General features: G+C 68.4%; 17 protein-coding genes. 3 read left to right on the forward strand and 14 right to left on the reverse strand.

The features are described 5' to 3' along the window. Positions 1–17: 17 nt before the first annotated feature. The 3 genes from LC039_RS17515 to LC039_RS17525 all read right to left on the reverse strand — a co-directional run bounded on the left by LC039_RS17515 (position 18) and on the right by LC039_RS17525 (position 2,247). Positions 18–1,211 carry a UbiH/UbiF family hydroxylase gene (locus tag LC039_RS17515; RefSeq protein WP_226626879.1) on the reverse strand — a complete coding sequence of 398 codons (1,194 nt, stop codon included), beginning with the start codon at positions 1,209–1,211 and terminating at the stop codon, positions 18–20. Positions 1,212–1,266: 55 nt separating this feature from the next. Beyond that, the gene (locus tag LC039_RS17520) at positions 1,267–1,482 is read right to left on the reverse strand and encodes a hypothetical protein (RefSeq protein ID WP_226626881.1); all 216 of its coding nucleotides are present in this window, start codon (positions 1,480–1,482) and stop codon (positions 1,267–1,269) included. 120 nt (positions 1,483–1,602) lie between these two features. Continuing rightward, positions 1,603–2,247 (reverse strand): pyrimidine 5'-nucleotidase, encoded by a 645-nt coding sequence (locus LC039_RS17525; RefSeq protein ID WP_226626883.1) that lies wholly within the window; start codon positions 2,245–2,247, stop codon positions 1,603–1,605. A gap of 146 nt (positions 2,248–2,393) precedes the next feature. On the opposite strand from LC039_RS17525, the gene LC039_RS17530 reads away from it, so the two are divergent. After that, a complete protein-coding gene (locus LC039_RS17530) occupies positions 2,394–3,038 on the forward strand; it encodes a GntR family transcriptional regulator (protein ID WP_226626884.1) in 645 nt (214 codons plus the stop codon). Between the two features lie 4 nt (positions 3,039–3,042). Here the strand turns inward: LC039_RS17530 and LC039_RS17535 are convergent, their stop codons facing one another. Then, positions 3,043–4,941 (reverse strand): glycosyltransferase family 2 protein, encoded by a 1,899-nt coding sequence (locus tag LC039_RS17535; protein ID WP_226626886.1) that lies wholly within the window; start codon positions 4,939–4,941, stop codon positions 3,043–3,045. Between the two features lie 97 nt (positions 4,942–5,038). Next, a complete protein-coding gene (carA, locus tag LC039_RS17540) occupies positions 5,039–6,184 on the reverse strand; it encodes a glutamine-hydrolyzing carbamoyl-phosphate synthase small subunit (protein ID WP_226626887.1) in 1,146 nt (381 codons plus the stop codon). Positions 6,185–6,380: 196 nt separating this feature from the next. Between carA and LC039_RS17545 the strand changes: the two genes are divergently transcribed. Continuing rightward, positions 6,381–6,848 (forward strand): GatB/YqeY domain-containing protein, encoded by a 468-nt coding sequence (locus tag LC039_RS17545; protein WP_226626890.1) that lies wholly within the window; start codon positions 6,381–6,383, stop codon positions 6,846–6,848. A gap of 59 nt (positions 6,849–6,907) precedes the next feature. On the opposite strand, the gene LC039_RS17550 is transcribed toward LC039_RS17545, so the two are convergent. From LC039_RS17550 to gatC, 8 genes are all read right to left on the reverse strand, one after another. Then, positions 6,908–7,819: a hypothetical protein gene (locus LC039_RS17550; RefSeq protein ID WP_226626893.1), complete on the reverse strand. Its 912-nt coding sequence runs from the start codon at positions 7,817–7,819 to the stop codon at positions 6,908–6,910. Positions 7,820–7,838: 19 nt separating this feature from the next. After that, on the reverse strand, positions 7,839–8,333 hold the full coding sequence (locus tag LC039_RS17555) for a DUF2244 domain-containing protein (protein WP_226626896.1): 495 nt from the start codon (positions 8,331–8,333) through the stop codon (positions 7,839–7,841). A 47-nt stretch (positions 8,334–8,380) separates the two neighbouring features. Further along, the gene (locus LC039_RS17560) at positions 8,381–9,130 is read right to left on the reverse strand and encodes a metallophosphoesterase family protein (RefSeq protein ID WP_226626898.1); all 750 of its coding nucleotides are present in this window, start codon (positions 9,128–9,130) and stop codon (positions 8,381–8,383) included. A gap of 112 nt (positions 9,131–9,242) precedes the next feature. Next, positions 9,243–10,916: a cytochrome c oxidase subunit I gene (gene ctaD, locus LC039_RS17565; protein ID WP_226626901.1), complete on the reverse strand. Its 1,674-nt coding sequence runs from the start codon at positions 10,914–10,916 to the stop codon at positions 9,243–9,245. 480 nt (positions 10,917–11,396) lie between these two features. Next, positions 11,397–12,104 (reverse strand): N-acetylmuramoyl-L-alanine amidase, encoded by a 708-nt coding sequence (locus LC039_RS17570; protein ID WP_226626997.1) that lies wholly within the window; start codon positions 12,102–12,104, stop codon positions 11,397–11,399. Further along, positions 12,065–12,757 (reverse strand): hypothetical protein, encoded by a 693-nt coding sequence (locus LC039_RS17575; RefSeq protein WP_226626904.1) that lies wholly within the window; start codon positions 12,755–12,757, stop codon positions 12,065–12,067. Before LC039_RS17575 ends, LC039_RS17570 begins: the two co-directional genes overlap by 40 nt. 44 nt (positions 12,758–12,801) lie before the next feature. Further along, positions 12,802–14,289, reverse strand: coding sequence for an Asp-tRNA(Asn)/Glu-tRNA(Gln) amidotransferase subunit GatA (gatA, locus tag LC039_RS17580; protein ID WP_226626907.1), 1,488 nt, complete (start codon positions 14,287–14,289; stop codon positions 12,802–12,804). Continuing rightward, the gene (gatC, locus tag LC039_RS17585) at positions 14,286–14,573 is read right to left on the reverse strand and encodes an Asp-tRNA(Asn)/Glu-tRNA(Gln) amidotransferase subunit GatC (protein ID WP_226626908.1); all 288 of its coding nucleotides are present in this window, start codon (positions 14,571–14,573) and stop codon (positions 14,286–14,288) included. The genes gatA and gatC overlap by 4 nt, the downstream gene beginning before the upstream one ends. 411 nt (positions 14,574–14,984) lie before the next feature. Between gatC and LC039_RS17590 the strand changes: the two genes are divergently transcribed. After that, positions 14,985–15,566: a hypothetical protein gene (locus LC039_RS17590; RefSeq protein WP_226626910.1), complete on the forward strand. Its 582-nt coding sequence runs from the start codon at positions 14,985–14,987 to the stop codon at positions 15,564–15,566. Positions 15,567–15,569: 3 nt separating this feature from the next. On the opposite strand, the gene LC039_RS17595 is transcribed toward LC039_RS17590, so the two are convergent. Continuing rightward, positions 15,570–16,973, reverse strand: a complete 1,404-nt coding sequence (locus tag LC039_RS17595; RefSeq protein WP_226626912.1) for a helix-turn-helix domain-containing protein — start codon at positions 16,971–16,973, stop codon at positions 15,570–15,572. Positions 16,974–17,010: the final 37 nt, after the last annotated feature.

Genomic DNA, 17,010 nt, shown 5'->3' on the forward strand with positions numbered 1-17,010 from the left:
GGCGGCCGTGCCGGGCCTCAGCCCTTCGCGCCGAGACCCATCTGCATCAGCGTCTTGCGCACCGACTTGACCCCGTAGAGCGCGTCCAGCGCCGTCGCGCGGGCGTCGCGCAGCAGCGGGGTCGACAACATCGAGGCCCGGTTCAGCGCGGTGATCCCGGCAACCCGGGCGCGGATGTCGGGCATGCGCTTGCGGGCGTAGGCGTCGAGCATCGCGGCCTCGCCAAGCGCCTCGGGACGTGCCACGGCCAGGTCGCGCAGCACCGTCATGTCTGCCAGCGACATGTTCAGACCCTGCGCGCCGATGGGGGGCACCACGTGGGCGGCCTCGGCCACCAGCGCGAGGCGCTGGCCGATGAGGCTCTCGGCGTGCTGGGCGATGATCGGCCAGATGGTGCGGCGCGAGGCCAGTTTCAGCGGCCCGAAGTGGTGGCAGGACCGCTCGGACATGGCGGCCTCGAAGTCCGCCTCATCCAGCGCCATCAGCGCCTCGGCCTTGGGGCCTTCCTCCATCCACACCACTGCGGAGGAGGGCTGCCCCTCGTAATCCGGAAGCGGCACCAGCGTGAACGGCCCGCCGGTGCGGTGGATTTCCGTCGACACGTTGCCATGCGGGATCGGGTGCGTCGTGGCGAAGGCCAGCGCCTTCTGGCCGAAGCGGGTGGTTTTCACGCCGATCCCCGCCGCCTGCCGCATCGGCGAATTGCGCCCGTCGGCGGCGATCACCAGCCGGGTGCGGATGCGGCGGCCGTCGCTCAGCGTGACGCGGGCCTCGGCCTCGCGGGTGAAAAGCGCCGTGGTGGCGGTGCCGGGCAGGAAGGTGACGCTGTCCATCCCGTGCAGATGCGCGGAGAGCTCGCGGCGCAGCAGCCAGTTGGGAAGGTTCCAGCCGAAGGGCAGCTCGGAAATCTCGGCGCTGTCGAAATCCTTGACGATGCGCGGCTCCGGCAGCTCGCCGCCGGCGTCGACGATGCGCATCACCTGCAGCGGCATGGCGTGCGGGGCGAGGCACTCCCAGAGGCCGGCCTCGGCGAGGAACGCCTGCGCGGGCTGCAGGAAGGCGGTGCTGCGCAGGTCGGCACCCTGCGCCTCGCGCTCGGTCACCGGCGGCGCCGGATCGACGCAGAGCACGGAGAAGCCGGCGTTGCCGAAGGCGGCGGCCGCGGTGAGCCCGGCGATGCCGCCGCCCGAGATGAGAATGTCGTAGTCCATGACCGCTCTCCTTTGGCCCCTATTTAGGGCAGGTCGGCGGGCATGACCATGCGGCTTACTTGCCGACGGTGATCCACAGGATCATGAAGTAGCACACCGGCACCAGCGCCAGTGCGGTCATCGACAGGCCCGCGAGGCCGAAGGCCACGGTGTTGAACACGGCAACAACCAGCAGCAGCGCCGCCACGAGGAAAAGCACCGCCTCGCCGCGCGACTCGCGCTTGGCGGGGGCGTGGGTGTCCTGAACTGTGGTGATGTCGGCTGCGGTCATCGGAATCTCCTGTTTGAGGTCGGGCAGGAGATAGGCAGGGAGGGGCGCTGCTCCCATGGCGAAAAGTGTCGCAGCCCCCGCGCCGCGCCACCGCAGGGGCCTCTGCCGTTCGTCCGCGGCTCAGGAAAGCCGCGCGAGGAAAGCCGTCAGATCGTTCGTATGGTGCTGGATATGCGCGCCTTCTCCGCGCTCGGGTGCGACGTGCACCGTGCGCATGCCCATGGCGTGGGGTGCGGCAAGATTACGCGGGTCGTCCTCGAACATGGCGGCGGTTGCCGCATCCGTGCCCGAGAGCGCGAAGACGGTCTCGAAAGCCTGCGGCTCGGGCTTGGGGCGGTAGTTCGCATGCTCCACGCCGTAGATCGCGTCGAAGGCCGCCTCCAGCCCGCGCGCTTCCAGCACCCGCGCGGCATAGGGGGCGCTGCCGTTGGTGTAGACGATCTTGCGTCCCGGCAGGTTCGAGATCAGCTCGGCCAGATGTGGGTCGGCCTCGAGCACATCGAAGGAGATGTCATGCACCTCGGTCAGGTAGGCGTCGGGGTCGAGCTGGTGGTTGGCCATCAGCCCGGCCAGCGTCGTGCCATGGTCCATCCACCAGCGCTTGCGCAGGGTGTTGGCCTCGGCCTTGTCGGCGCCGGTGACGCGCATGACGACATCGGTCATCTTGCGCTCGATCTGGTCGAAGAGCCGCGCGGCGGGCGGATAGAGCGTGTTGTCGAGGTCGAAGACCCAGTGGCGCACGTGGGAGAAATGCTGCTTTACCATGGCCGCAACCTACGCCCGGGCGCGGCGGGCGGCAATGGGCGCCGAGGCCGCAGGGACGCAGCATGGGACATGCGACGAAGCGGGGCGTTGATCCCGGACCCCTGCTACCGCTATCTTGCTGCATCACTTACGAAGGACCACCCCAGATGAGCCAGATCCGGACGCCGAACAAGGACGCCTATACGCTGATCCTCGAGGCCATCGACCAGGGCGTCTACCGCCCCGGGGATCGTCTGGTGGAAAGCGAGCTGGCGGAGCGATTCGGCGTCTCGCGCACGCCGATCCGCGAGGCGCTGCAGCGGCTCGAGACGCAGTCGCTGCTGGCGCGCGACGGTCGTTCGCTGATCGTTGCCTCGCTCGATCACAACCAGATGGCCGAGCTCTACGTGGTGCGCACCGAGCTCGAGGGGCTGGCGGCCCGGCTGGCCGCGCGCCACGCCACCGAGGAAGAGGTGAAGGTGCTGCGCGACATGATCGAGGAAGACCGCGCCCTGCTCAACGACCCGGCGGCGCTGGCCCGGGCCAACCGCCGCTTCCATCGGATGATCCAGCTCGCCTCGCACAATCGCTACCTCGTGCAGCAGCTCGACCTCGTGCACCGATCCATGGCGTTGATGGCGACCACCTCGCTGGCAGCCGAGGGGCGCGGCACCAACGCGCTTGCCGAGCACGCGGCCATCGTCGATGCCATCGCGCGCCGCGACGAGGAGGCGGCCGACAAGGCGCTGCGCGAGCATATCTCGGTGGCCTTCGTCACCCGGCTCAAGCTCGACAGCCGCAAGACCGCCTGATCCGCTAGGGGCCTTCGCCCGCGACATCGGCGCCCGCCTGGTCGGGGGCCGAGTGGCCGTGGCTCGTCTTGTCCCAGTAGAAGGGGCGGTGCAGCATCTCCCACAGCGCCTTGTAGAGCGCGATGGTGGCCAGCGGGAAGTAGAGGAACAGCGTCGACACGGTGAGCAGCAGCCGCGGATGCGGGCTGCGCAGCACACCGCCGAGGCCGACGATCAGCATCACCGCCTCGGAGCCGAGCAGCAGCAGCGTCAGGCCGGGCAGCAGTGCCGGCGTGTTTGGGCCCAGAATGGGATAGGAGGCCCCGAGCTGGAACAGCCAGAACCCCCAGAGCAGCGGCGCGAGCAGCAGCGGCATCAGCGCGCCGAGAAAGACCAGCTGCAGTCCCAGCATCCGCCACGGTCCGAGATCGCGCAGGCAGCGCAGGGGGTGGCGCATGTGCACCCGCCAGGTGATCAGGTAGCCCTTCAGCCAGCGCGAGCGTTGGCGGATCCAGGGCCAGAGCCGGCAGTTGGCCTCCTCGCGGGTGACCAGCGGCAGCAGGTCGGTGCGGTAGCCGAAGCGGGCGAGCCGGACGCCGAGATCGGCGTCTTCCGTGACATTGTGGGCGTCCCAGCCGCCGACGCGGTTGAGCGCCTCGCGGCGGAAGAAGACCGTCGTGCCGCCCAGCGGGATGGCAAAGCCGAGCCGGGCGAAACCGGGCAGCAGGATGCGAAACCAGGAGGCGTATTCGATGGTGAAGCAGCGCGCCAGCCAATTGGCGCGGGGGTTGTAGAAATCGAGGATGCCCTGCACGCAGCCGGCCTCGGGTGGGGCGCGGCTGAAATGCGCGGCGAGGCGGCGCAGCTGGTCCGGCGCGGGGCTGTCCTCGGCGTCATAGATGCCGATAAGCGTGCCGCGGGCGAAGTTCAGCGCGTAGTTCAGCGCCCGGGGCTTGGTGGTCACCCCGCCGGGCGGCACCTCGACGATGCGCATCCAGGGCGGAAGCGCGGTGGCCTCCAGCGTGGCGCGGGTGATCCGGTCTTCCGCCTCGAGCGCCAGCAGAACCTCGAGCGCGGCGCGGGGGTAGTCGAGCCGGTCAAGCCGGTCCACCAGCGTGGCGGCGATGCTCTCCTCGCGGTGCAGCGGAACGATGAGGGAGACGGTCGGGGTCTCGGGTCGCCCGCCCGCCGGTTCAGGCGGGCCCGGGGGCAGGGGTTTCAGCCCGGCGACAAAGGCGCTCAGCTTGGCGAGCTGCGAGATCACCATGGTCGCCGCGGCAAGCCCGAGGGCGCTGGCGAAGAAGACGCCTGGCGCCGCGAAGAGCAGCGCGAGCAGCGTGGAACCTGCACCGGCGAGCACGGCGGCGCGCGCCGGGGTCAGGCGGTTCATGTCCCGGCAGCTGAGATCGGAGGGCAGGGCGGTTTCGGCGCGCAGCGCCATCTCTGCGGCGTGGCGGTCGGTCACCTCGGCGACGATATCCGCCTCGTTGGCAAGGGCGAGAACGACGCGCGTCTCGCTTTCGGGCAGCAGGGCGCGGACCTGCGCGAATCCTTCGGGATGGGCCATGGCGAGCACCAGCCCGTCGTCGCGGCGCATCCAGGGCAAGGCGCCGTGGCGCAGGCAGACGTCGGGTGGGAGAAGCTCCGCAAGCGCGGGGGAGGGCGGCGCGGTTTGGCGTGACAGGGCGGGCACCCCGTGGCTGCGGGCCAGTGCATCGCGCAACTGCTCCGGCGTGACCGTGCCCTCGGCCTGCAGCAGACGCGAGAGCGGGCTGCGGTCATGCCGACTGCGGGCCAGGGCCTCGAGCGCCCGCACCGCGTCGAGCGCCCCGTCTTCCATCAGCAGCGCGGAAACCGGGCGGCCGAGGTCGGGCAGCCCGCCGGCACGCCGGCGGGTTCTGGGCCTTGGAGGCGTGTCCTGCATGACAGGCTCCTGAACTCTCTGGATGCAGAGAGTTCAGGACGATTCTGGTAAAACGAGTCTTAAGTAGTGGCTTTCCGCGAAACAATTCGCGGAAAGGTCACATGTTGTTCACGAACCGTTCGAACAGGTAGAAGCTGTCCTGCGGGCCGGGGCTGGCCTCGGGGTGGTGCTGCACCGAGAACACCGGCCGCTCGGTCATGCGAATGCCGCAGTTCGACCCGTCGAAGAGGCTCACGTGGCTCTCGACCACGCCCGCGGGCAGGGTCTGGCCGTCGACCGCGAAGCCGTGGTTCATCGAGGTGATCTCGACCTTGCCGGTCTCGAGCTCCTTCACCGGGTGGTTCGCACCGTGGTGGCCGTGGTTCATCTTGATGGTCTTGGCGCCGAGCGCCAGCGCGAGCATCTGGTGACCGAGGCAGATGCCGAAGATCGGCAGGTCGGTGTCGTCGAGGATGCCCTTGATCATCGGCACGGCGTAGGCGCCGGTGGCGGCGGGGTCGCCGGGGCCGTTCGACAGGAAGACGCCGTCGGGGCTGTGCGCCAGCACGTCCTCTTTCGTCGCCGTCGCGGGCAGAACCGTCACCTCGCAGCCGGCAGAGGCCAGGCAGCGCAGGATGTTGCGCTTCGCACCGTAGTCGATGGCGACCACTTTCTTGCGCGGGTTGGTCTGCGGCTGGTAGCCGTCCGGCCAGGCCCACCGCATCTCGTCCCAGCGATAGCTCTGCGCGCAGGTCACGTCCTTGGCGAGGTCGAGACCGGTCAGCCCGGGGAAGGCGCGGGCGGAGGCAATCAGCGCCTCGACGTCGAAGACGCCCTCGGGGTTGTGCGCAATGGCGACGTGCGGTGCACCCTGCTGGCGGATCGCCCGGGTCAGGCGGCGGGTGTCGATGCCGCCGATGGCGATGCGGCCGCGCGCCGCCAGCCATTCCGAAAGCTCCTGCACCGCGCGCCAGTTCGAGGACTGGGTCGGCATCCATTTCACCACCATGCCCGCCGCGACCGGATCGCCGGTCTCGTCATCCTCGGGGTTCACCCCGACGTTGCCGACATGCGGGAAGGTGAAGGTGACGATCTGCCCGGCGTAGGACGGATCGGTCATGATTTCCTGGTAGCCGGACATCGAGGTGTTGAAGCAGAGCTCGGCCTGCGCCTCGCCAGTGGCGCCGAACCCCTGTCCGTAAAAAAGCGTCCCATCGGCGAGCGCGAGGCATGCAGTGGGCTTCTGGGGGGTAGCGAGCGACATGGCGCGACTCCTGTACGGATCTGGGCGGGAAGCAAATCGCGCCATGCCTAAGGGAAGCGCCGGAAAGGGTCAAGCGCTGATTTTTCAGAATAAATCAAGCAAAAACAGTAACTTCCATTGGTATAGGCCGGGATTGCGCCCTTTCGAGGGTTTCTGTAGTGTCAGGGCTTGGAAACGTTAGGGGATATCCTTTCCGATGGATTTGCGCGAACGCATCACGGCTGCCACGAAACAGGCCATGAAAGACAAGGCCTCCGAGCGGCTCTCGACGCTGCGACTGATCTCTGCCGCAGTGAAGGATCGCGACATCGCCGCCCGCGCCGAGGGCAATGACTCCGGGGTCGAGGATACCGAGCTGCTCTCGATCCTCGCCAAGATGGTCAAGCAGCGCCGTGAGAGCGCGCGCACCTACGAAGAGGGCGGGCGTCTCGATCTCGCCGAGGCGGAACTGGCCGAGATCCCGGTGATCGAGGAGTTCCTGCCGAAGCCGCTGAGCAACGAGGACGTGTCGAAGGCGGTGGATGCCGCGGTCAAGGAAGTGGGCGCCAGCTCGATCCGCGACATGGGCCGGGTGATGGGCGTGCTGAAGACGCGTTACCAAGGCCGCATGGATTTCGGGGCCGTGGGCCCGATGGTCAAGGACCGGCTCGCCGCGGCCGGCTGAGGCAAATTCCTTCGAAGGACTTTGCAGCGCTCTTCGAAGAGAGCTGCGGGCCGGGGGTATCAGGGGGCGGGGAAGTCTTCCGCCACCCTTGCCAGCTCTTTCGGATCGGTGATCCGGAAGCGCTGCACGAAGCGCGTCTTGAACCCCACGCGCCCGCGCCGCGCGCCGAAATTTTCGCCGTGATTGAGCACGTAGAGCACCGCCGGTTCGCGGAACGGCACCGGCACCCGGCCGGCCAGCGCCGCCAGGTAGGGGAACATCCGGTGCTCGTGTTGGGTCATCTCGCGCAGGAAGGCCGCGCTCTGCGGCAGCGCCGGGTCGTGATGCAGCGCGAGGCAGGAGCCGCAGAGCTTCCAGAACGGCTTGCGCAGCGGCAGGGCGGCGGTCGGCGGGCCGGCCAGCGCGACGTCGCCGGTGGCGTGGTCCATGACGTAGCCCTCTTCGACGAGGTAGCCCGCCTCCTGCCGCTCGAGAATCTCGGCAACCGCGCCGTCGCGGAGCAGGTCGTCCGCATCGAAGCTCATGACGTAGGACGGGACCGTGACCGTCTCGCCAAGGTGCGCGCAGAGCGCCGCCAGCTTGCGCCACTTGTCGTTGCCGGGCGTGGGGTCGTCGAAGGGCAGCCAGCTGATGCGCGTGTCCTCGGCCATCCCCTCGGGCAGCGGCGGCCGCTCCTGGCAGCAGATCACCGCCCGCCATGCGCCGTCCTGGCGGTGGAAGCTCTCCAGCGTCTGCGCCAGCCGCGCCGTCACCGCCTGCCAGTCTCCGACGTGATGCGGGCCGACCAGGGGCATGAGAAAGACCACCTCTTCGGCGCGGCGGCGGGTCTTGCCCGCGGTCGCGGCCCGCAGCGCCAGGGCGGCGCGCTCCGAGGCCACGGGCGACAGCTTCTCGGCCAGTGCCGGGCTCAGCGCGGCGGCGAGGCGCAGGGCACGGCGCTTCATCTTCTTGGTGGCGGGGGCCTGGGCCATGGGAACCTTTCGCGGGCGGTCAGGGCCGCGCCAGAAGCCGCAGCCGGTCGGAAAGCTCGAGATAGAGCGTCTTGCGCTCCTCTTCGCTCAGAAAGGCGCCGATCTCAACCTCGCGCCCGCTGCCCTTGAGCGTAACGTAATAGGGGACCGGCCCGCCGGCCTCGTGCATCTGCGCGCTGACCCAGTAGGTGTTGCTCTGCCAGTCCTGCGCCGGGCCGCGCGGATTGTGCCGCACCAGATGCGTGGTCTCGGGCGTGAGGGTCAGCACCTCGACAATCTGGCGATCCTTCTCGTTGCGGCGCAGCGCGTACCAGATGCCCCAGAGCGCCGCGAGCATGAAGGGCAGCAGCCCCCAGAGCAGAAAGGTGCCGAGCAGCGCGTAGAAGGGGATCAGCGCCATGAAGAAGAAGATCCCGATGAAAGTGACGAAACCCTTGGCCGAAAGCGACTGGTACGGCCAGAGCGTGAGCTCGCCGCCCGTGTCGTCCGGGGTTGGGGTCCACCTGTAGGGCATGCCGGGACAGTAGCACTGGCGTGCGGGCTGTCGAAGGGAATTGCCGGTCAGCGGCTGATCCAGCCGGTCTCCAGCGCCTCGGCCCAGTCGTCGCGGCCCTGCGCGCGGGCCAGGGCGACCATGCGGGCGGGATCGTAGGGCACGTGGTGGTGCGTCACCTGCCAGCCGGGGCCCTGCCGTTTAAGCGTCGCGAAACAGGCGGCGGGCGTGCCGGTCTCCACCACATGTGGCACCGGGTGGGTGTCGGTGTAGCCCGGGCAGCCGATGCTGCCGGGGTTCACGATGGTCTGCCCCCGCCAGCTCACGACGCGGGGCAGGTGGGTATGGCCGCAGAGCACGAGCCCCTGCACCACGCCGTCCAGATGCTGCGCGACATGCGCGGCGCCCGCGGGATGCACCGTGCCGCCGCGGTCCACCTCGTGCAGCCAGTAGGTCTCGTCGGCGCCGGGGGTGGCGTGGCACAGGAGGGCGCCCCCCAGGTCCAAAGTCATCGGCAGCGAGCGCAGCCAGTCCAATGCCTCGGGCGGCAGTTGATCGTGCGCCACGCGGTCCGAGGGGCCCATCGCGTCGGGCTCTTGCGTGACCAGGTAGCGGTCATGGTTGCCGCGCACCGTCGGCATCGGGCGGGCACGCAGGACCTCCCAGGTCTCACCCGCCGCCAGCGGGCCGCTGAACATGTCGCCGAGGTTGACCACCGTGCCGAGGCCCATTGCGTCGATCCGCGCCAGAACCGCTTGCAGGGCGTCGGCATTGCCGTGGATGTCGGCGATCGCGGCGAAGCGGTCGGGCAGGGTCATGGTCAGGTCCTCGGGAGAAGGGCCCCCGCAAAGGAGAACCGGCCCCGAGGATTTCCCCGGGGCCGGCTCTTGTCAATTCTCTGAACGCTCACGCGTCTGCAGCGTCAGGCGCTCAGTGGGCGTGATGCTTGTCCCAGTCTTCGCGCTTCGGCAGCTGCTCGAAGGTGTGTTCGGGCGGCGGCGACGGCAGGGTCCACTCCAGCGTGTCCGCGTATTCGTTCCACGGGTTCGCGGCGGTGCAGGCGGCGCCTTTGCGCAGCGAGTGCCACATGATCCAGAAGAAGAACAGGAAGGAGGCGAAGGAGATGATCGCGCCCCAGCTCGACACGTGGTTCCACAGGGCGAAGGCCTCGGGGTAGTCGATGTAGCGGCGCGGCATGCCCTGGCGGCCCAGGAAGTGCTGCGGGAAGAAGGTCAGGTTCGCACCGACGAACATGACGTAGAAGTGCAGCTTGCCGGCCCACTCGGGGTACATCTTGCCGGTCATCTTGGGGAAGTAGAAGTAGATCCCCGCGAAGATCGCGAACACGGCGCCCAGCGACATCACGTAGTGGAAGTGTGCCACCACGTAGTAGGTGTCGTGGTAGGCGCGGTCGACGCCCGCCTGGCTCAGCACCACGCCGGTCACGCCGCCCATGGTGAAGAGGACCAGGAAGCCCAGGGCCCAGAGCATCGGCGTCTTGAACTCGATCGAGCCGCCCCACATCGTGGCGATCCAGCTGAAGACCTTCACCCCTGTCGGCACCGCGATGACCATCGTGGCCAGCATGAAGTAGCTCTGCTGGGTCAGCGACATGCCCACGGTGTACATGTGGTGCGCCCAGACGACGAAGCCGAGCGCGCCGATCGCGATGATCGCCCAGACCATCGGCAGGTAGCCGAACACCGGCTTGCGCGAGAAGGTCGCGATCACGTGGGAGATGATGCCGAAGCCGGGCAGGATCACGATGTACACTTCCGGGTGGCCGAAGAACCACAGGATGTGCTGGTAGAGCACCGGATCGCCGCCGCCGGCGGGGTTGAAGAAGGTCGTGCCGAAGTTGCGGTCGGTCAGCAGCATGGTGATCGCGCCGGCCAGAACGGGCAGCGACAGCAGGATCAGCCAGGAGGTGACGAAGATCGACCAGGAGAACAGCGGCACCTTGAACAGCGTCATGCCCGGGGCGCGCATGTTCAGGAAGGTGGTGATCATGTTGATCGCGCCGAGGATCGACGAGGCGCCCGAGACGTGCACCGCGAAGATCGCGAGGTCGGTCGACATGCCTGCCTCGTTGGTCGACAGCGGCGGGTAGAGCACCCAGCCGATGCCCGAGCCGAGCTGACCGTTGCCGCCCGGCGCGAAGACCGAGCAGACCGCCAGCGTCGAGCCGGCGACGTAGAGCCAGTAGCTGAGGTTGTTCATCCGCGGGAAGGCCATGTCCGGCGCGCCGATCTGCAGCGGCATGAAGTAGTTGCCGAAACCGCCGAACAGCGCCGGGATGACCACGAAGAACATCATCAGGATGCCGTGGCCGGTGATCATCACGTTCCACAGATGCCCGTTGGGGGTGCAATTCTCGACCGAAGTCGGGAAGAGGCGCGCGCCCTCCATGCACATGTACTGAACGCCCGGGCTCATAAGCTCCAGGCGCATGTAAACCGTGAAGGCCACCGAGATGAGACCCACGAATGCCGCGGTAATCAGGTAGAGAATCCCGATATCCTTGTGATTCGTGGACATGAACCAACGGGTGAAGAACCCGCGGTCGTCCTCGTGCTCGTGGCCGTGAATGGCTGCATCTGCCATTGCGTGCCTCCTGTTGGTCTTTATTAGGTACGTCCCTCGCAAGGGCGCGCACTAACTCCTCCACGCCCCTCGTCTGACAATCCTTTTAGTTGCCGACCAGCGACCGGGCAATCATCTCCTTTGATCCAGATCAAAATTAATTGTCGCACCCCCCTCTTGCGTTTTCCGCGGGCGGCGCCGGGCCGAGCGGGCTCGGGTCGGGTATTCCGGACCTGCGCGGCGCAGGTGGCGGCGCTATCCTGATCGCGTGCCGTTCGTCTCCACCCGGGTTGCCGCCGGAAATTCAGCGTCCCAGGCAACCCGTTCCCCGGTCAGTCCTGTGCTTTGGGCTCCTTCCGGAGCGGCACGGCGCGCCCGGCCTCCGTGTCGGGCGGCGCCTCCCCGCCCCTGCACACGCGCGCCATCTCCCAGCCCGCGGCAGGGGCGGCTCCTTCGATCCTGGTGGGAATCCTTGAACCGCAGCGTGTGCCGCGCGCCGCGTCAGGCGGCGGGCCAGTGCGCCGCGAGCCCGGCCATCTGCGCGCGATCCCCATCGCAGAGCGGCCCCGTGGCGCCGGGGCGGAACCGGTCGCGGAAGGACGTCAGCAGCGCAGGCATCTGCTCCGGCGCGACGCGGTAGCCGAACCTATGGGCATCTTCGAGGAAGTCGCCCGGCGCGGCGGGGGCGGCGCTCACCGCAAGGCCCTTCGCGACGAGGCGGGGCCAGTCGAACAGAGGTCCGGGATCGATCTTGCGCCCCGGCGCCATGCAGGCGTGGCCGATCACCCGCTCGGGCGGGATCGACCAACGCGCGAGGATCCCCGCGAGCAGACTTTCCAGCGCCGCCATCTGCGGCTCGGGGAAGGGCTCGTCGCCGGTGTTGGCGATCTCGATGCCGATGGAGCGCGAGTTGACCTCGGCCACCGAGCCCCAGGCGCCGAGCCCGGCGTGCCAGGCACGCATCTCCTCGGTCACCAGCTGCCAGCAGGTGCCGTCATAGCCAAGCACGTAGTGGGCCGAGACGCCGGCCTCGGGGTTGCAGAGCCAGTCGCGCGCCGCCTCGGCGGTCTTCATCGCCGTGTAATGCAGCACAACGAGATCGGGCCGCGCGCCGAGGCGTCGCGGCCCGAAATTGTCGGACGGGGTCCAGATCGGCTGCAAGGCCCGGATCAGTAGCCGCGCACCGCGCGGAAGGGCGCGGGATCCCAGCTACAGGCAAAGCCGTCGCCGTCGGGGTCGAGCCCGTTGCGGTCCTTCTCGGGTCCGCCATCGGCGAGGAAGGCTTCCTGCGCGCGGTCGGTGGTCTCGTACTTGGCGCAGTTGCGCTGGCCCTTCTCCTCGGAGGCAAAGGCCGACCGGCTGTAGAGCGGCGTGCCGACCGGGTTGTTGGTCTGCAGCGCGTAGGCGACGATGTTCGGCGCGTTCGAGTCCGGCCGCGCCGGAAGGTCGGTCGGAGTGACCACCTCGTATTGCGCGCGGTTCTGCTGGATCAGCGTCTTGTCGTCCTCGATCGAGCGCTCGGCGGAGACCGCGTCGAAGCTGTTCTCTTCAGACAGGCCGGCGGAATCGGTCACCGACTGCGGCGCCGGGGTGCCCGCCGCGGTGGGCAGCGGGGCGCCTTCGGTCGCCTGCGGCCCGTCGAGCACCGAGGTCGCGGCCGCGATGGCCGGATCGTCGCTGCGGCCCGACGGGGGCAGCTGCGACGAGGTGACCTCGGGGCTGCTTTCCAGCATGGCGTCGCGCTGTGCGCGCTCGGCTTGATAGCTGCCGTAGTCGTTGAAACCCGCCCCGCTGTCGGGGATCGGCGTGGTGCAGGCGGCGAGGGCCAGCAAGGCCGCGCCACCGAGGAGAATGCGTGTCATAACCGCTGCCCTAGTCCTTTTTTGGCGCCTTTTTTAAAGGGCCTTTACCACCATTTCGCCGGTTTTGCCACAAAACCCGCGGCCTGCTCCAGCGCGTAGGCGGTGTTCAGAAGATCGCCTTCCTCCCACGGACGGCCGATCAGCTGAAGACCGAGCGGCAGGCCCTTGGAGTCCAGCCCGGTCGGAACTGCAACGCCCGGAAGCCCGGCAAGGTTCAGCGTGACGGTGAAAACGTCCTGCAGGTACATCTGCACCGGGTCGGCGGTCTTCATCTCGCCGATGCCGAAGGCCGACGACGGGGTGGCCGGCGCGAGGATCGCGTCGACCCCTGCGGCGAAGGCATCCTCGAAGTCCTTCTTGATCAGCGTGCGGACCTTGCGGGCGCGGTTGTAATAGGCGTCGTAGAAGCCCGCCGACAGCACGTAGGTGCCGACCATGATGCGACGCTGCACCTCGAGGCCGAAGCCCTCGGCGCGGGTCTTCTCGTACATATCGTTGATGCCTTCGCCCTGGCTGAGCTTGGCGCGGTGGCCGTAGCGCACCCCGTCATAGCGGGCGAGGTTCGACGAGGCTTCCGCCGGGGCGATCACGTAGTAGGCCGGCAGCGCGTACTTGGTGTGTGGCAGCGAGATCTCGACGACCTTCGCGCCCGCGTCCTCGAGCATCTTCGCGCCCTCGTCCCAGAGCTTGGAGATTTCCTCGGGCATGCCCTCGACGCGGTACTCTTTCGGAATGCCGATGGTCTTGCCGCGGATGTCGCCGGTCAGCATGGCCTCGAAGTCGGGCACGGGCAGGTCGGCCGAGGTCGAATCCTTGGGGTCGTGGCCGCACATCGCCTGCAGCATGATCGCCGCATCGCGCACGTCCTTGGTCATCGGGCCGGCCTGATCGAGCGAGCTGGCGTAGGCGACGATGCCCCAGCGCGAGCAGCGCCCGTAGGTCGGCTTGATGCCGGTGATGCCGGTGAAGGCGGCGGGCTGGCGGATCGAGCCGCCGGTGTCGGTGCCGGTGGCCGCGAGGCAGAGGTCCGCCGCAACCGCCGAGGCCGAGCCGCCCGACGAGCCGCCGGGGGTGAGCTTGGTGTCGTCGCCGGTGCGCTTCCACGGGTTCACCGCGGCGCCATAGCACGTGTTCTCGTTCGAGCTGCCCATGGCGAACTCGTCCATGTTGAGCTTGCCCAGCATGACCGCGCCCGCGTCGAAGAGCTGGCTGGTCACGGTCGACTCGTACTCGGGGGTGAACCCCTCGAGGATCGACGAGGCGGCCTGCGACGGCACGCCCTTGGTGCAGAAGAGATCCTTCACGCCGATCGGCAGGCCGCACATGGCGGGGGCATCTCCGGCCTTGATCCGCGCGTCGGCGGCCTTGGCCTGCTCGAGCGCGATCTCGGGGGTCTTGTGCACGAAGGCGCCGAGCGCATCCGCGCCCTCGATGGCCGTCAGGCAGGCTTCGGTCAGCTCCACCGAGGTCACGTCGCCCTTGCGCAGCGCGTCGCGGGCCTCGGCCAGTTTCAGCTTGGTCAGATCGGTCATTCCACCACCTTCGGCACGGCAAAGAAGCCCTCGCGGGCATCGGGGGCGTTGGCGAGGATCTTGTCCTGCATGTTGCCGTCGGTCACGCCGTCGGCGCGGCGCTTGAGGCGCATCGGGGTCACCGAGACCATCGGCTCGACGCCCTCCACGTCCACCTCGTTCAGCTGCTCGATGAACTCGAGGATATTGCTGAATTCCTGTGCCAGCGCCGGGAGCGCCTCGTCTTCCACGCGGATGCGTGCCAGCTTGGCGACACGTGCCGCCGTCTGAATGTCGATCGACATGGGTTCCCCCTGTCCGTGAATGTCCGTCAAAGTCCCGTTGCCTTTACCCCCCCGCGCTGCGCCCCGCAAGGCGCGGTGACGGCGAGGAGGCGCGTAGCAGGAGCAAGTCGCCCGGAATCAAGCCGCAGGCGCCAGGCGAGCGCCTGCCCGTTGCACCGGAGGCGCGCGGTCAAAGACGGCACGCCTCTGGCGTGCGGGGCGGGCTGGCGCTTTGCGGACGGTGGGCAACGCGCGAAGGCTTTCCGGACATGGCCGAGATAAAGTGAAGATCACAATCGTCACAGCGCCAGCGCCACGGGCACGCGCGCAGCCCATGCTGCGCCTGTTGGCACCTCTCCCGGCTCGACAGCCATCGTCCCTCGCGCTAGGTCAGTCTCAGTTCCATTTCCCAGCAACAAGACCTCCCGAGCCGTGCCCCAGTTCCTTTCCCGACTCTCCCTGCTGCCGCTGCTGCTGGCCGCCTCGCTTCTCTCGGCCTGTGCAGGCGCCCGCGATCCGCATGTCCCGGCCCCGCCGGCCTCGGAATACGCTGCGCTGGCGCAGTCGATCCAGGCGCTCGGTCCGAACGTCGATCCGGAAGAGGCGCGGCGCATGGCGCGCATCTCGCTCGACTACCCGCGCGAGTTGGCGGTGGCCTGGAACGTCACCGACCCGGCCTACATCCACAACATCAAGGTCAACAATGGCACCCGCCCCCGCGGGCTTTGCTACCAGTGGGCCGATGACCTGCAGGCGCGGCTCGAGCAGGAGAATTTCCAGACTCTCGACCTTCACCGGGGCATCGCCAACGCGCTGAAGACGTTCCGCATCGAGCACAGTTCGGTCATCGTCAGCCAGAAGGGCGGCACGATGAAGGAGGGCATCGTGCTCGACCCGTGGCGCTTCGGCGGCGAGCTCTACTGGGGGCCGGTAGTCGACGACCACAAGTACCCCTGGGTCGAGCGGCAGGAGGTCTTTGCCACCAAGCGCGCGCTGCGGCTGCAGGAGGGCTGAGGGCTACTCCAGCGTATACGGCAGGATGTCACGGCGCTCGGGGCGGATGGAGATCCGCTTCTCGAGCGGCGGCACCGAGCGCTGGTGGCAATCGGTTCGCTCGCAGATCCGGCACGAGATGCCGATCGGCTCGAAGGCGCTGTCGCGCCCGAGATCCAGCCCGTCGGCATAGACCAGCGCGCCGGCGTGTTTCACCTCGCATCCCAGCGCGATGGCAAAGCGCCGCACCGGGGCGCCGAAGCGGCCCGCGGGCTTGGTGACATCGCGCGCCAGCAACACGTAGCGCACCCCGTCGGGGGTCTCGGCGAGCTGGCGCAGAAACTGGTTCGGCGTCTCGAAGGCCTGGTGCACGTTCCACAGCGGGCAGGCGCCGCCGAAACGGGCGAACTGCAACCGGGTCGAGGAGTGGCGCTTGGTGATCGTCCCGGCCTGGTCGACGCGAGCGAAGAAAAACGGGATGCCCTTGGCGCCGGGGCGTTGCAGCGTCGACAGCCGGTGCGCCACCTGCTCGACCGAGGCGCCGAAACGCGCCGCCAGAAGCTCCAGGTCATGCCGGGTTTCCTGCGCTGCCTCGAGCAGGCGCATGTAGGGCATCATCACCGCCCCGGCGAAGTAGTTGGCGAGCCCGAGCTTGGCGATGGCGCGGGCGGTGTCGGACTGGAACCGGGCCAGATCGAGCGTTGCCTCGAGCAGCTTTTCCTGCCGCAGCAGCGCCACCTGGATCAGCATCTGGAAGGTCAGCGTCTCGGGCTGCGCCAGCGACGACATGGTCAGCACCCGCCGCTCGGCGTCATAGCTGCGCAGCGGCGCGGACTGGTGGAACTCGACGGTGATGCCGCGCTCGCGCAGGTGGGCGATCACCGCGGCGCGCAGATCGGCGCCGCCCGGTCCCAGAGAGTGCGCATAGTGCTCGGCGGCGCGGTCCACCGCGTCGATGTAGTTGTCGCAATAGTGGAAGAAGTCGCGCACTTCTTCCCAGGGAGATGGCTGCATTTGCGTGCCCTCGCGCCCCAGCGCCTCGTCGAGCGAGGCGAGCCGCTCATGGGTCTGCCGATAGGCGCGGTGCAGCTCGAGGAAGGCCCGCGCGAGCGCCGGGGCGTTGGAGGCGGTGAGCCGCAGGTCCGCCAGCGGCGGCGCATGTTCGCCGAACACCGGGTCGGCCAGTGCCTCGCGCATGTCCGAGATCAGCCGCTCCGAGTCGCCCTGGCCCAGCTCGGTGACGTCGAAGCCGAACTCCTGCGCCAGCGCCAGCACCACCGTGGTCGAAACCGGGCGGTTGTTGTTCTCCATCTGGTTCAGATAGGGCAGGGACACGCCGAGCTTGCTCGCGAAGTCCTTCTGGGTCAGCCCCAGGCGCCCGCGCAGGTCGCGCAGCTTCGCGCCTGCGTAGAGTTTGCGTGTCGCCATGTTTGCACCTTTGCCCCGCGTCACGGCAATTTTGCAA

The organism is Alloyangia pacifica, from assembly GCF_020524285.1.
Classification (GTDB): Bacteria; Pseudomonadota; Alphaproteobacteria; order Rhodobacterales; family Rhodobacteraceae; genus Salipiger; species Salipiger pacificus_B.

Bases quoted from the DNA above. Each gene is read 5' to 3' on its own strand.
- LC039_RS17520 (WP_226626881.1), bottom strand. From the start codon at position 1,482: ATGACCGCAGCCGACATCACCACAGTTCAGGACACCCACGCCCCCGCC.
- LC039_RS17550 (WP_226626893.1), bottom strand. From the start codon at position 7,819: ATGGCCCAGGCCCCCGCCACCAAGAAGATGAAGCGCCGTGCCCTGCGC.
- LC039_RS17530 (WP_226626884.1), top strand. From the start codon at position 2,394: ATGAGCCAGATCCGGACGCCGAACAAGGACGCCTATACGCTGATCCTC.
- carA (WP_226626887.1), bottom strand. From the start codon at position 6,184: ATGTCGCTCGCTACCCCCCAGAAGCCCACTGCATGCCTCGCGCTCGCC.
- LC039_RS17555 (WP_226626896.1), bottom strand. From the start codon at position 8,333: ATGCCCTACAGGTGGACCCCAACCCCGGACGACACGGGCGGCGAGCTC.
- LC039_RS17535 (WP_226626886.1), bottom strand. From the start codon at position 4,941: ATGCAGGACACGCCTCCAAGGCCCAGAACCCGCCGGCGTGCCGGCGGG.
- LC039_RS17575 (WP_226626904.1), bottom strand. From the start codon at position 12,757: ATGACACGCATTCTCCTCGGTGGCGCGGCCTTGCTGGCCCTCGCCGCC.
- LC039_RS17560 (WP_226626898.1), bottom strand. From the start codon at position 9,130: ATGACCCTGCCCGACCGCTTCGCCGCGATCGCCGACATCCACGGCAAT.
- ctaD (WP_226626901.1), bottom strand. From the start codon at position 10,916: ATGGCAGATGCAGCCATTCACGGCCACGAGCACGAGGACGACCGCGGG.
- gatC (WP_226626908.1), bottom strand. From the start codon at position 14,573: ATGTCGATCGACATTCAGACGGCGGCACGTGTCGCCAAGCTGGCACGC.
- gatA (WP_226626907.1), bottom strand. From the start codon at position 14,289: ATGACCGATCTGACCAAGCTGAAACTGGCCGAGGCCCGCGACGCGCTG.
- LC039_RS17515 (WP_226626879.1), bottom strand. From the start codon at position 1,211: ATGGACTACGACATTCTCATCTCGGGCGGCGGCATCGCCGGGCTCACC.
- LC039_RS17595 (WP_226626912.1), bottom strand. From the start codon at position 16,973: ATGGCGACACGCAAACTCTACGCAGGCGCGAAGCTGCGCGACCTGCGC.
- LC039_RS17525 (WP_226626883.1), bottom strand. From the start codon at position 2,247: ATGGTAAAGCAGCATTTCTCCCACGTGCGCCACTGGGTCTTCGACCTC.
- LC039_RS17545 (WP_226626890.1), top strand. From the start codon at position 6,381: ATGGATTTGCGCGAACGCATCACGGCTGCCACGAAACAGGCCATGAAA.